This is a genomic window from Spirulina sp. LEGE 11439 (assembly GCF_059821285.1).
Window position 1 is genome coordinate 1 of the sequence record NZ_JCAMRX010000060.1, and the last position, 14,580, is coordinate 14,580.

Annotated in this window: 7 protein-coding genes and 1 pseudogene; 4 read left to right on the forward strand and 4 right to left on the reverse strand. The window is 45.3% G+C overall.

Going from position 1 to position 14,580, the window contains the following annotated elements; translation table 11 throughout:
- Positions 1 to 1,236, forward strand: a 1,236-nt coding sequence (locus AC6RV6_RS25815) for a tetratricopeptide repeat protein (RefSeq protein ID WP_500243763.1), incomplete at its 5' end; no start/stop codon positions are given.
- A gap of 304 nt (positions 1,237 to 1,540) precedes the next feature.
- Here the strand turns inward: AC6RV6_RS25815 and AC6RV6_RS25820 are convergent.
- The 4 genes from AC6RV6_RS25820 to AC6RV6_RS25835 all read right to left on the reverse strand — a co-directional run bounded on the left by AC6RV6_RS25820 (position 1,541) and on the right by AC6RV6_RS25835 (position 11,611).
- A complete protein-coding gene (locus tag AC6RV6_RS25820; protein WP_500243764.1) occupies positions 1,541 to 4,702 on the reverse strand; it encodes a two-partner secretion domain-containing protein in 3,162 nt (1,053 codons plus the stop codon).
- 324 nt (positions 4,703 to 5,026) lie between these two features.
- Positions 5,027 to 8,257 carry a two-partner secretion domain-containing protein gene (locus AC6RV6_RS25825; RefSeq protein ID WP_500243765.1) on the reverse strand — a complete coding sequence of 1,077 codons (3,231 nt, stop codon included), beginning with the start codon at positions 8,255 to 8,257 and terminating at the stop codon, positions 5,027 to 5,029.
- Positions 8,258 to 8,419: 162 nt separating this feature from the next.
- Entirely contained in the window at positions 8,420 to 10,069 is a 1,650-nt protein-coding gene (locus AC6RV6_RS25830; RefSeq protein ID WP_500243766.1) for an acetolactate synthase large subunit, read from the reverse strand.
- Between the two features lie 177 nt (positions 10,070 to 10,246).
- Positions 10,247 to 11,611 (reverse strand): NAD-dependent succinate-semialdehyde dehydrogenase, encoded by a 1,365-nt coding sequence (locus AC6RV6_RS25835; protein WP_500243767.1) that lies wholly within the window; start codon positions 11,609 to 11,611, stop codon positions 10,247 to 10,249.
- A 264-nt stretch (positions 11,612 to 11,875) separates the two neighbouring features.
- Between AC6RV6_RS25835 and AC6RV6_RS25840 the strand changes: the two are divergent.
- The 3 genes and pseudogenes from AC6RV6_RS25840 to AC6RV6_RS25850 all read left to right on the forward strand — a co-directional run bounded on the left by AC6RV6_RS25840 (position 11,876) and on the right by AC6RV6_RS25850 (position 14,539).
- A pseudogene (locus AC6RV6_RS25840) lies at positions 11,876 to 12,156 on the forward strand (element excision factor XisH family protein).
- Entirely contained in the window at positions 12,144 to 12,479 is a 336-nt protein-coding gene (locus tag AC6RV6_RS25845; protein WP_500243768.1) for a XisI protein, read from the forward strand. Before AC6RV6_RS25840 ends, AC6RV6_RS25845 begins: the two are co-directional and overlap by 13 nt.
- A 287-nt stretch (positions 12,480 to 12,766) precedes the next feature.
- A complete protein-coding gene (locus tag AC6RV6_RS25850) occupies positions 12,767 to 14,539 on the forward strand; it encodes an FAD-dependent oxidoreductase (protein ID WP_500243769.1) in 1,773 nt (590 codons plus the stop codon).
- The last annotated feature ends 41 nt before the right edge of the window (positions 14,540 to 14,580 follow it).

Genomic DNA, 14,580 nt, shown 5'->3' on the forward strand with positions numbered 1-14,580 from the left:
GCGGCTCAACTCTTGCAGAAGTCTCTGGCTGCTGCTGAGAACATTGACGACCCATACAACCAATCCTCTGCCCTGAGAGCGATCGCCTCGGCTTATGGACAACTCCAAGATGAGGAGAAAGCGGCTCAACTCTTGCAGAAGTCTCTCGCTGCTGCTGAGAACCTTGACGACCCATCCTCCCAATCCTCTGCCCTGAGAGCGATCGCCTCGGCTTATGGACAACTCCAAGATGAGGAGAAAGCGGCTCAACTCTTGCAGAAGTCTCTCGCTGCTGCTGAGAACCTTGACGACCCATCCTCCCAATCCTCTGCCCTGAGAGCGATCGCCTCGGCTTATGGACAACTCCAAGATGAGGAGAAAGCGGCTCAACTCTTGCAGAAGTCTCTGGCTGCTGCTGAGAACATTGACGACCCATTCTCCCAATCCTCTGCCCTGAGAGCGATCGCCTCGGCTTCTGGACAACTCCAAGATGAGGAGAAAGCGGCTCAACTCTTGCAGAAGTCTCTCGCTGCTGCTGAGAACCTTGACGACCCATACAACCAATCCTCTGCCCTGAGTGCGATCGCCTCGGCTTCTGGAAACTTGACTAACTGGGAAACGACGCAAGCAATATTGCACAATACGCTATCGGCTGCTGAGGCTGCTAACGCTTCTTCTGCCTTAAAAGCGATATCGTTTCAATATGCCCTGCACGAGGATTGGGGAAAGGCTTTACGCGCCCTCCGCAATTGTCCGGAGTCCGAAAAGATTGCGGCTTTAGCACAGATCCTAACCCTGTGGGCAGAAAAGAAAAATCCCCAGTTCATTGATGGGGCGGTGGTTTTGAACCTTGAATTCGAGGGAACTGCCAACAATTACACCTTTAACGTCTCCCTCTACAGTCACGATTTGGGCTGTAACCAATATGCAGATTGGTGGGAAGTCCTCGGGGAGGATGGGGAACTCTTATATCGCCATGTCTTCGAGAAAAGCCATGTCGATGAGCAACCCTTTAACAGTTCCATAGAATCCATCAAGATTGCCCGCGATAAAGAAATCATCATCCGCGCCCATCTGCATTCAACAAACTCTAATTTTAAAGGTAAAGACTATGGATCTATGCAAGCATGGAAAGGAAGCGTTAAAAACGGCTTCAAGTTCGTGCGCCTTTCCAAGAACTTTGCCGCCAGTGTCGCCAAAAAAGAGCCACAACCCCCAGAATGCAAAGAATTAGTTTCCCCGACAGATTCCCCCTGAAACCCGTTAGAGGCGTTGCTGGCAACACACTTTTACTCACTTTTATTTTGTCTTGCCAGCGATCGCTAGATACGACTATTTTGAAAGACAAGTGCGATCGTGATATCCCCAATCCATTTCAATGGATTTTTTGTATGAGACAGGGATTTTCAATCCCTGGCGGATCGTCGGGCGGATCGTCGGGCGGATCGTCGGGCGGATCGTTGGGCGGATCGTTGGGTAGATCGTCGGGCGGATCGTTGGGTAGATCGTCGGGCGGATCGTTGGGTAGATCGTCGGGTAGATCGGATGATACCCGTCATTTTCAGTATGATAAACCAGTCGGTTGAGAAAAAGCACGACAATTAGGATGACCCAAAGCCGGCGCATTAGGAGTCGCTACACCCGCCTCAGCCGTGAGATGTACCGTCCCATCCGTCGCAACATACCAACCTTGCACCGGACGAATCGCGATCGCTGAGTCATTCTCCCGTAAAATTACGCTAGATTGAGTAACATCTCCCCCACGGCTCGACCATTCCGGCACATAAGGCACATTCGTCAGAGGATCGTCAGGATTGGCAGGAATCCCTCCTCGTCCAGTCACCGTGAAAGAGCTTCCCCCCGCAATACGTCCATCTTCTAGGGCGCAAGCATCCCGTCCGATAATACTTTCCGCATCCACCAAACTATCAGGCAATTCATTGAGTCCTTGTTCCGAAGGGAAACTTAAAGGATTAAACACCAAAACGCCATTGAGTCCAAACTGTGAAGACGCAGTAATGTCACTAAAAGCCGTTTGTGCGCTGCGGAATTGAATCCCGTAGATCGCACTAGCATTAATGGTAATATTGCCCCCATTCCCCGCAAAAGCATTCGCCGTAATATCGCTATTTTCCCCAGGCACCGCCACAATAAATTGAGCATTAATATTAATATTGCCCCCATTTCCCCCCCCATTAATATCATCCGTCCCCGAATCCGTGAGAATGAAACTCGCAGTTCGCAGCAAGAGAACCTCAGATAAATCAACGGTGATATTGCCACCATTCACCGTATCAGTTTGTGCAGAGATTTCCGAACCCGTGCGGAGGGTCAAATTAACCCCACTAATATTAATATCCCCAGCATCCCCAGTTCCCGTACTGAGTACCCCTATTCCTCCCTCATCGCCCCCACTATTATCAAGCTCAAATTGGTTGATATTCAGCGTCAGATTGCCCGCATTCCCCGAACCTGAAGTGTTAGCAGCAATTGCCCCATTATTCTGTAGCAAGCCCGTTTCAGCCGTGATGGTAATATCGCCTGCATTCCCCGCCCCAAAAGTCTGGGTAGAAATGCCACCTCGATCGAGAAGATTAAGAGTATTTGCACTCAAGGTAACATCCCCACTATTTCCTGTGGCTGTGGAGTCTGCTTGACTGCCAATACCACTGCGAGTCCCATTGCTACTCGTTCCTTGAAAAAGGACGGTACCGCTAGCCGTAACGTTCAAATCTCCGCCATTTCCTGCTCCAAAAGTGCTAGTCGTGACTTGTGCGCCATCAAGAAGTTGTAAATTTCCTGTTGTTATCGTAATATTTCCTGCATTTCCCGTTGCACCCAATGCCACTTCATTATCAATTCCACTCACCGTACCGCTATTGCTTTCCCCTTGAAAGCGAATCGTATCGCTGACATTAATGGTAACATCCCCCGCATCCCTCGAGCCAAAGGTACTGGTAGAAATCCTTGCACCATTGAGGAATTCTAAGTTTTTGGCTGCGATCGCAATATCTCCGATGGTTGCATTGGAATTATTACTAAAGGAAGTGTTATCAATACCGCTCAAAACGCCTTGACTATTTTCCCCTTGAAAGAGAACCTTGTCACTAGCAGTAATCGAAATATTGCCCCCCGTCCCCTGTCCGTCATTAAATGCGCTCAATTGTGCGCCATTGAAAACCTCCAAGCTGCCTGTATTAATCCTGATATCTCCCGCATCCCCCGTCCCTCCCAAAATTCCGGTAGTAATGCCACTTTGCGTCGTCAATCCCTGAAAACGAGTCGCACTGCCCGAGAGAAGAGTAACATTTCCCGAACTCCCTGCAATAGGAGCCGTATTAATCAGTCCATTCACGCTCAGATCGCCAAGGGCATCGATAATCACCACACCGCCTCCAGAAGTATCTCCCGTTGCAATAGAATTTACGGAAATACTACTACTTGCTAATGCAGTATTGGCAAAATATTGATTGCTTAAAAAGACCTGTCCTCCCGAGCCACCATTAGATACAGTGACATTACCACCGATATTAATATTGGCAGAAGTCGGAGAACTTCCAGCACTCAATGAGACACACCCCCCACAAGTCGTCGCTGTGGTGCCAAAATTGGTCGTTCCCGCACGAATATCTAATGTAGGTAATGCTTTGCCGTCAATCGAAATACTTGTCCCATCGGATAGCGTCACGGTTTCTTGTAGTCCATTGGCAGCATCGACAGCGTTAATGGTGACATCTCCGGTAATATTGACACTTCCTCCCGCAATGATATGCAAAGATGCTCCCGTATAGCTGGCTAAGCTCACATCTCCAGCAGCGCGAATCACCGGATCCCAAGGGCTTTCTAAGTCTCCGAGAATGTTAGTCTCTGGGTTAAGTATAATGAAATTCCCCCCGGAATAATAATGAATATCTCCTAACACCGGATTTTGACTTTTGAGAGTTAAATCTCCTCCAGAAAATAAACCACTATCGGGATGATTTAAGGCAAAAATATCTATAGTCTGATTTCCCTGTAGGAGTAATTCTCCGCCTGCTTTGGCAATAAAAGGGGCATCGGTGCGATCGCGTATCTTCAACCTATCTAAAGCCTGTAGTTTTAAATCTCCTCCTGCTTCAATTTCTCCCATTAAGTCCAAGTTCCCACCAGCAAAAGTAAAATTTCCGTCAACGCTTAAATTACCTCGGTTAGTAATAGCACTTTGATGTGCTGCCAAAGCGCTAGTAAATAATGCTCCCGGTTCAATAGAAAGGAGTTGCGATCCTGCGATATCTGTCGCACTAAAATAGCCCTGATTTCCCAACCAAACCCCATCTGCTGTGGTTGCCACAAATGAGCCGCGAATGTCTAATTTAGCGTTGGATCCAAAATAAATGCCGTTAGGATTAATTAACCAAAGATTGGCATCTCCCAAGACTCCTAACTTGCCCAAAATATCCGAGGGATTGCTTCCTGTGACGCGAGTGAGAATGTTAGCGATCGCACTGGGATTAGAAAAATAAACGCTGCGATTTTCCCCAACGTTGAATTCTTGGAAACTATGAAACAGATTAGCATCGCGCATTGCTCCCCGATCAATGCGATCGTTGAGAGCATCGAGGGGAGTAATGAGGGAATTTTCTGTTCCTAAAGTATTGTCGGGGAGGAGTTGCGATCGCGCAGGAAGTTGCAATAATCCCCAGAAACCAGCCAAGAGGAGGAGAATCGAAGAGTGTGGGAGCATAACATTTAATTGATTTCGATAAAGTGAAATTGCCGGAAGAATGAGGGAGAAAATCTCATTGTGTCAAGATTATCTCACTTCTTTTTATTTGTATCAAGATTGCGATCGCCAATCGCATTAGCAGCAAAGTAATTTATCCTATCAAAACCTCATCATAAATATCTACCATTGTCAAGGTTAAACCTATTGAATTTAACGCTAAACTATCATCCGCCTCTAAGATTTCCAGAGACCAATCTCCGGCTGTATTCTGTCGATAAACTTCTACTTTTATTTCTGTTTGAGAGTTTCTATTTTGATAGATTAACCGTTGCGATCGCCGAATTAATCAGCAATAAGATCGACCCCATCAGATACACGATATTTAGAAAAAACTTGACAGTTCGGATGAACCAAAGCAGGTGCGTTAGAGGACACATTTGCAGCATCGGCAGTGAGATGAACCATTCCATCAGAGGAAACATACCATCCCTGCACGGGACGAATCGCAATTTCTCGATCGCGATTCTCTCGCAAGACAATCGCAGGTTGAGAAGAATCTCCTTGAGGGGTTGACCATTCCGGTAGATAAGGTGTATTTGTGAGAGAATCGTCTGGATTGGTGGGAATGCCACCGCGCCCGGTGATGGTGAAAGAACTCCCGCCAGCAATGCTGCCATCTTGCACGGCGCAAGCATCTCGTCCGATCAGACTCTCCACATCGATCGGAGTATTGGCGAGTTTGTTGAGTCCTTGTTCTGCCGGAAAACTTAAAGGATTGAATACTAAAGTTCCGTTAAGTCCAAATTGAGAAGAAGCGGTAATATCGCTCAAAGCAGTGCGAGTATTGCGAAATTCAAGGCCGTAAATGGCATTTGCAGAGATGGTAATATTTCCCCCATTCCCCGCAAAAGCATTAGCCGTAATATCGCTATTTTCCCCCGGCACTGCGACGACAAATTTAGCAGAAATGGTAATATCACCACCATTTCCCCCCCCATTAATGTCATCCGTCCCGGAATCTGTGAGAATAACGCTCCCATTCCGCAGTAAAAGAACCTCCTGTAAAGCGATCGCAATACGACCTCCATCAAAAGTATCCGTTTCCGCAGAAATATTAGAGCCATTGCGTAGGGTTAAATTCACGCCACTAATAGTTATATTGCCGGCTAAACCGCTATTAATCCCTTCACTCACAACACCAATGCCACTGCGATCGCCACCACTATTATCAAGCTCGAATTGATTGATATTGAGAACAATATTCCCAGCATTCCCCGTCCCTATGGTACTTGCAGTAATTCCACTATTATTTAACAGCAGGCCGGTTTCAGCAGTGATGGCAATATTACCACCATTTCCCGCTCCAAATGTTTGAGCAATAACCAAGCCGCTATCAAAAATATTCAACGTCTGGGTGTTAATCGTAACATTCCCGGCATTTCCTGTCGCCGAGAAGTCAACAACACTACCAATGCCACTACGCATTCCTTGATTGCTTGTCCCTTGAAAAAGTACGGTATCTCTAGCATTTACGATCGCATTACCACCATTTCCTTGTCCGAAGGTACTGGTACTGATTATCGCTCCATCCAGAACCTGCAAATTTCCCGTATTGATAATAATATCCCCGGCATTTCCCGTTGCACCTCTGCCTACATTACTATCAATTCCACTCACAAAACCGCGAGAAGTTTCTCCTTGGAAACGAATCGTGTCGGTAGCGGTAATCGCAACATTTCCTGCACTCCCGGTTCCGGAGGCAACCGTAAAAATTATCGCGCCATCAAGCATGTTTAAGTTCTTCGTCTGAATCCTAATATTTCCTGCATTGCCAGTATTTGCAGTGGGATTCAAAGGATTAAATGATGCGCTGTTAATTCCACTTCCTAAACCTTGACTATCTTCTCCTTGAAAGCGGATAGTATCGCTGGCAGTAATAGAAATATCTCCACCTTCCCCCGAGCCAACATTAAAGGCACTCAATCTTGCACCATCGATCGCTTCTAAGTTCTGCGTATCAATTTTGATATCCCCGGCATTTCCGGTAATTGCACCCAAACTCGGCAATCCCGTATTAATACCTTTGAATACAGTCGATCCTTGCAAGCGAATAGTATCGTTAGCAAGAATAGTCACATTGCCTGAATTTCCAGCCGTTGGAGATGTATCAATGAGTCCATTTACGGTCAGATCGCCACGAGTGTCAATCGTCACTATTCCGCCTCCAGATGAATCGCCGGTATCAATGGAATTAACAGAAATATTGCCACTACTGAGAGTGCTATTGACAAAATATTGATTGCTTAAAAAGACCTGTCCTCCCGAGCCACTATTGGCTACAGTGAGATCGCCACCAATATTAATATTGGCAGAAGCAGGAGAACTTCCGCTATTCAATGAAACACACCCTGCACAAGTCGTCGCTGTGGTGCCAAAATTGGTTGTTCCCGCACGAATATCTAATGTGGGTAATGCTTTGCCGTCCAGCGAAATACTTGTCCCATCGGATAGCGTCACGGTTTCTTGTAGTCCATTGGCAGCATCGACAGCGTTAATGGTGACATCTCCGGTAATATTGACACTTCCTCCCGCAATGATATGCAAAGATGCTCCCGTATAGCTGGCTAAGCTCACATCTCCAGCAGCGCGAATCACCGGATCCCAAGGGCTTTCTAAGTCTCCGAGAATGTTAGTCTCTGGGTTAAGTATAATGAAATTCCCCCCGGAATAATAATGAATATCTCCTAACACCGGATTTTGACTTTTGAGAGTTAAATCTCCTCCAGAAAATAAACCACTATCGGGATGATTTAAGGCAAAAATATCTATAGTCTGATTTCCCTGTAGGAGTAATTCTCCGCCTGCTTTGGCAATAAAAGGGGCATCGGTGCGATCGCGAATCTTCAATGTGTCGAGTGCTTGGAGTTTTAAATCTCCTCCCGCTTCAATTTCGCCCACTAAGTCCAAGTTCTCACCGGCAAGAGTAAAATTTCCGTCAACGCTTAAATTACCTCGGTTGGTAATGGTGCTTTGATGTGCGGCTAAAGCATCAGTAAATAATGCTCCCGGTTCAATAGAAAGCAGTTGCGATCCTGCGATATCCGTGGCGCTAAAATAGCTCTGATTCCCCAGCCAAACCCCATCTGCTGTCGTTGCCACAAATGAGCCGCGTAGGTTCAATTTGGCATCGGATCCGAAATAAATACCATTGGGATTAATTAACCAGAGATTGGCATCTCCCAATACTCCCAAGGTGCCGAGGATATCGGAAGAATTGCCGCCGGTAACTCGGGTGAGAATGTTAGCGATCGCATTCGGATTGGCAAAGTAAACCTCGCGATTTTCCCCCACATTGAATTCTTGGAAACTATGAAACAGATTGACACCTCGCACCGCACCGCCATCAATGCGTTGGCGCAATCTCTCGGGATCGGAATCCTCCAACACATCCATTGGAATGACCTGCGAACTCTCTTTTCCTAAAGTCTCATCAGGAATTAACTGTGCTTGGACGGGTAGGATTCCACTCAAGAAACTTGCTAGCAGGATTGCTGAGGAAAGTCGGAACATCATTTAATCTCTTTTTGGCGATCGCCGGGACAGAAGTAAGAAATAGAAAGCCATATTTCATAATTTGCTGAACTGGAAGAATTTATAACTTTTACTCTCAAATTAAGCGATCGCCAACTCTCATCATTTCAGGAGCAACCCGTACTAGGTTGCCCCCAAACTCAACTAAAGATGACAACTCATATCCTTCGACTGCTGCGAGAATTTCAGATTCTCCTTATAGTCTACCGGACAATCGATCACCGCCGGAACATCTTGTTCTAATGCCATTTTCAACGTCGGAATTAAATCCTCTGCCGACTTGACGCGATAACCTTTTAATCCCATACTTTCTGCAAGGAGAACAAAATCAGGATTAGTGAAATCGATAAACGCTGACTCGCCAAATTGATTGAGTTGTTTCCACTCGATCAACCCATAGCCATTATCATTAAAAATCAGGGTCACAAACGGCGTTTTCACTCGCAATGCCGTCTCTAATTCCTGAGAGTTCATCATAAAACCCCCATCTCCGGTTACTGCGACAACCTTACGAGAAGGATGGACTAATTTTGCCGCCAACGCCCCCGGAATGGCAATACCCATCGCTGCAAACCCGTTAGAGATAATGCAAGTATTGGGGCGATCGCAATGATAATGTCGCGCCATCCACATTTTATGCGCCCCGACATCAGAAATGACAATATCTTCGGGTCCCATGACCTGTCGCAAGTCGTAAATAATCTTTTGCGGTTTAATCGGAAAGCCGTCATCATTGGCATAATGTTCGTAATCTGCGCGAATATCTGCGCGAATTTCCGCCGCATCTGTCGCGGGTTTGCCTTCGCGATCGCCACGTTTGATAATCTCATAGAGAGAGTCAGAAATATCCCCCACGACTTCCACATCGGGAATATAACTGCTGTCAATTTCTGCTGAATTGACACCAATATGAATGATCGGAATATTACCTTCAGGATTCCATTTTTTCGGGGAATATTCAATTAAATCGTAACCCACCGCAATGACTAAATCCGTGCGATCGAAGGCGCAACTCACGAGATCTCGCTGTTGTAAACCAAATGTCCATAAGGCAAGGGGATGAGTATAAGGAATTGCACCTTTACCCATAAAAGTGTTAACAACTGGAATATTTAAACGGGTAGCAAATTCTGTTAGGGCTTCGCTAGCATTGGCGCGAATGGCTCCATTACCTACGAGGATAAGAGGATTGGTTGCCTTAGAAATTTTTTCCGCAGCTTTATTAAAACTTCGGAAAGACGCATAAATTGCTTCTTTGCCATTCGTATTTAAAGTAACTTTTCGACCTGCCGGCATGGCGGCAATATTTTCCGGCAAATCGATATGAACGGCTCCCGGTTTTTCCTGTTGGGCAATTTTGAAGGCTTTACGGATAATTTCTGGAGTATTGGTCGGACGGACGATCTGGGTGTTCCATTTTGTCACGGGATCGAACATAGACACCAAGTCTAAATATTGGTGAGATTCGATGTGCATGCGATCGGTTCCCACTTGTCCTGTAATGGCAATTAAAGGCGCACCATCGAGGTTAGCATCGGCTACCCCGGTCATCAAATTTGTCGCCCCCGGACCGAGGGTTGAGAGGCAAACCCCTGCTTTTCCAGTCAAACGTCCGTAGACATCTGCCATAAATGCCGCCCCTTGTTCGTGACGGGTGGTAATAAATTGAATAGAAGAGCTTTTTAAGGCTTGCAAAACGTGCAAGTTTTCTTCTCCCGGAAGTCCAAAAACGTATTCAACTCCCTCATTTTCCAAACAGCGAACAAGAAGTTCGGCAGTATTTAATGGTTCCATTTTTGTTATTGGCTTGCCTTAAGCAAAGCTAAGAGGTTGTTTGCTATTTGTTGTTCGTTATTTGTTATTTGCTGTTCCTCTCTTTTTTAAAGAGAAGAGGGTATGTTATAATTAAAGGTTGGTCGTCAATTTTTCGATCGACAACCAGTAAACAATAACAAATAACCAATAACAAATTTATTTAATCCAGACTGTTTTGATATTGACAAACTCGTGAATTCCCTGAATACTTAATTCTCGACCGTACCCAGAACGCTTGATCCCGCCAAAAGGCAAGCGCGGATCGGATTTAACTAAACCATTGACGAAGATGGCACCTGCTTCAATGTCTGCGATCGCACGATCGCGTTCTTTCTCATCATTTGTCCAAACACTGGCACCTAATCCTAAAGGCGTAGCATTAGCAAGAGAGATCGCTTCCTCAAGACCTTTGACTCGGAAAAATAGGGCGACGGGTCCGAAAAATTCCTCCATCTCTGCGGGAGATCCGGCAGGAATTTCGCTCAAAATCGTGGGCGGATAAAAGTTTCCTTTTCCTGCTAAAGGTTTGCCCCCGATGAGAACTTTTGCCCCCATCTCGACACTTTTATTCACTTGTTCGGCAATTTCATCCCGAATGGAAGCTGTTGCCAAGGGTCCAATATCCGTATCTTCTAACATGGGGTCGCCGACTTTTAATGTTTGGAATTGGGCGAGGAGTTTTTGCTCGAATTCATCGGCGATCGCATCGCTGACGATAAACCGTTTGGCAGCAATACAAGATTGGCCGTTATTTAATAACCTTGCTTGAGTCCCTGTTGTAACTGCCGCATCGATATCCGCACTTTCGAGAACGATAAAAGGATCGCTACCCCCTAACTCTAAAACAGTCTTTTTAATATATTTCCCAGCAGTCGATGCTAAACTGGCTCCGGCGGGTTCGCTTCCCGTTAAAGTGGCTGCTTGCACGCGATCGTCAGCAACCACGGACTCGACTTGAGATGCCCCAATTAATAAGGTTTGGAAGACTCCATCAGGAAAACCGGTTTGTGAGATAAGCTCTTCGATCGCAAGGGCGCATTGCGGCACATTGGAGGCATGTTTCAATAAACCCACATTCCCCGCCATCAAAGCGGGTGCAGCAAAGCGAAACACCTGCCAGAAAGGGAAATTCCACGGCATGACCGCAAGGACAATACCGAGGGGTTGATAGCGCACAAAAGCGGAACTCCCATCGCTTTCACCGGGAAGATCTTTGAGAAAATCGGCGGCATTATCGGCATAATAGCGACAAACGAGAGCGCATTTTTTCGCCTCTGCGATCGCACTTTTTAAAGTTTTTCCCATTTCGAGGGTCATGATTTTGCCGTATTTCTCGGCATTTTTGTCCAGCAGATCGGCGGCTTGATGCAGCCACTGAGCGCGATCGCTCATTTTTGTTTTACGATAGCTGACAAAAGCAGATTGTGCCTTGGCTAATTTGCTTTCGATTTCCTCAGCCGTTAGCGGTGTAAAGGTTTTCAGCGTTTCGCCGTTTGCCGGATTAATGGTTGCGATCGCCATTTCCTCTCCCTATCCCCAAAGTGTAAAGTTTCTTATTGTATCTCTAGTTTATTCTTGTACCTCTGATGTCAACGAATATTTGGTATATTTTTTAACAAATTTATATTTTCTTAACTTTACTGTTCTTAACTTGGCGTTGACAGAATTTGTATTTTGTGTAAAAGATACTGCGATCGTCGTTTAAAAAGGTTGGGAAAATATCTGAGTGGGATATAATAAAAGAAGTATTTTGCGTTTTAACGTTGGAATCAAAAAAGAGCGATCGTGGCTAAAGATATTTTTCATCAACAAGTTAAAAATGCTTTAATCAAAGATGGCTGGACAATTACTCACGACCCTCTCAACCTGAGGATTAGTGAAGCCGTGAAAGTGCAAATTGATTTGGCCGCAGAAAGCGCGATCGCAGTCTTTTTTTAGCCATTCCCATTGAGACTTATCAGGACTTTTTTCAACTTCCTTTTATCCAACGCGCACTCGGACGCTATCAAGTCCAACTGATAATTTATAATCCTAGATTAGAGGAGATAGAGGAATGGATCCCTTAGACAAATATCGGCAATGTATCGAGCAAATTTTAACGGAACACGCCAATATTTCGACAACAACCGATACCGTGAAAGCGCAACTGATTTTCGATCGCGATCGCGACCATTATCAATTATCTTTTGTGGGTTGGCAAGGGGATAAACGAGTATTTGGCCCCGTGATGCACTTTGATATTGAAGATGGTAAAATTTGGATTCAATATAACGGCACAGAAGAAGCAGTAGGCGAACGATTGGTAGAAATGGGCGTTCCTCCTTCTGATATTGTGTTAGGATTTCATTCCGCTTTTAAACGCCAATTTACTCGTTATGCTATTGGATAAAGTTTAATACTCATGTAGAAAATCACCGATTCAAAAATGAAACCAAAAGACATTGCAGAATATAGAAAGAGTTTTTGAAATATTTAACACCTCGGAGGTAGAATGCTTATATCAAGATATTTCGTATAGGAAATAAAAACAGAGTAAACTAACGTCAGTTCAGGTTAAAGCTATTTTTCGACCCATTTTACGAAGGAATGCAGGTTTTAGCCAACGATAGAATCAGAGTTTCAGCTTATCCCGAACTCGGGTTAAACTAGATTTTATTGCTCAAATTTCCATGCTCTATGCTGACACAAATAGCAACTGATGTTCTCGTAGTTGGTGGAGGGACGGGAGGAAGTACCGCCGCCGTTCAATGCGCCCGTCGCGGTGCAAATACAATTATAGTCAGTGAGTTTTCATGGTTAGGAGGAATGCTAACAGCAGCAGGAGTTGCAGCACCCGATGGCAGTGAACTTATTGCTTTGCAAACGGGAATGTGGGAAGAATATTTAAGAGAATTGCGATCGCGTCAACAGGAAGGTTTAGACCATAGTTGGGTGAGTTTGTTTACCTACGAACCTCGCCTAGGTGCGGAGGTTTTCGCCGACTGGGTAAAAGATTTACCGAATTTACAGTGGATATCGGGACAAACTCCTGTAGAAGTTTTTAAAAACCGCGTTCGCGACGCGTCTCTGGAGGAGAATCGCATTACTGGAGTGCGTTTTCAAGACTATGAAATCGAGGCTAAAATAATCCTTGATGGCACGGAATTAGGCGACTTATTAGCATTAGGAGAGATTCCTCATCGCTGGGGATGGGAGTTGCGAGAAGAGTTTAACGAACCCAGCGCCCCAGAAACTTATAATGAGCTGTGCGATCGCTATCCCGTCCAATCTCCGACATGGGTTTTCCTTCTGCAAGATTACGGCGATAAAGCCCCTGAAATTCCCGCACCCGCGATCGATATTTCAGACGACTTTATCGGAGCATGGGACGGATACGGAAAACAAAAATTTCTCAATTACGGACGTTTTCCCAACGATCGATATATGCTGAATTGGCCGCAAAAGGGAAATGATTATGGCGTAAACTTAAATCGTTTAATCGGCTCGCCAGCAGAGAAAAACGAGTTTTTAACAGAAGCAAAAGAATATAGTTTGGGTTTTGCCCATTTTATTCAAACTCATATCGATCGCCGCTATGGATTCGCTCAAAATGCTTTCCCTGCCCCTTCCGATGGTGCTTTTGCCTTATATCCCTATTTTCGAGAAAGTCGCCGTTTAAAAGGGCTGCAAACCATCATAGAAGCCGATATTTTACCCATATCTGGCGGAAATGTCGCCTCACTCCCGCTCAATTCCGCAGGAGAAATGAATGCGATCGCAGTGGGAAACTACGCTAACGATCACCACTATCCCGGTGTTAAATTTCCCCTACAACCCAAATCAATGCAATGGGGAGGACGCTGGACGGGAACGCCTTTTACTATCCCTTACGATGCCTTAATTCCAATCGCAACAGATGGATTACTGGTTTGCGAAAAAAACATTTCCGTTTCTCATATTGCCAATGGTTCAACGCGATTGCAACCAATGGTAATGGCATTGGGACAAGCAGCAGGAATGGCGGCGGCGTTATGTATAGAATTGAATTGTCAGCCGCGAGAATTACCCGTTAGAAACTTACAAGAAACATTGTTAAAAAATAATCATGCAGTAATTCCGTTATTCAATTTACCGCCGACTCATCCCGACTGGTTAAAATGGCAGCGCTATTATTTAGAACATCCCGAAGAATATCAACCAACAGGAATTTGTGAATGCGATCGCGCCTTTTCGAGCGAGAAAGAAGTAGGAGTACATTTTCGCGGTACATTTCGTAAGATTGGCGAACAGAGTTATCGTATTCGTTTGCGCGATCGCACAGAATCAAAGCAAATCTGGCAACTGATTACCCTTCGCCCAGAAGTCAATGAAAAATTACAAAATTGTCAAAATGAACGAGAAATTTCGGTTTGGGGATGGCGCAATTTTTCTGGGGGGTGGTTGATTGTGGAAAAGCTGGTAATTTGGTAAATTTTGCGATGAGATTGCTTGATAGGGAAAGCATTGTGAGG

Coding starts and splice junctions, on each gene's coding strand:
- AC6RV6_RS25820 (WP_500243764.1), bottom strand. CDS start 4,702: ATGCTCCCACACTCTTCGATTCTCCTCCTCTTGGCTGGTTTCTGGGGA.
- AC6RV6_RS25825 (WP_500243765.1), bottom strand. CDS start 8,257: ATGATGTTCCGACTTTCCTCAGCAATCCTGCTAGCAAGTTTCTTGAGT.
- AC6RV6_RS25830 (WP_500243766.1), bottom strand. CDS start 10,069: ATGGAACCATTAAATACTGCCGAACTTCTTGTTCGCTGTTTGGAAAAT.
- AC6RV6_RS25835 (WP_500243767.1), bottom strand. CDS start 11,611: ATGGCGATCGCAACCATTAATCCGGCAAACGGCGAAACGCTGAAAACC.
- AC6RV6_RS25845 (WP_500243768.1), top strand. CDS start 12,144: ATGGATCCCTTAGACAAATATCGGCAATGTATCGAGCAAATTTTAACG.
- AC6RV6_RS25850 (WP_500243769.1), top strand. CDS start 12,767: ATGCTGACACAAATAGCAACTGATGTTCTCGTAGTTGGTGGAGGGACG.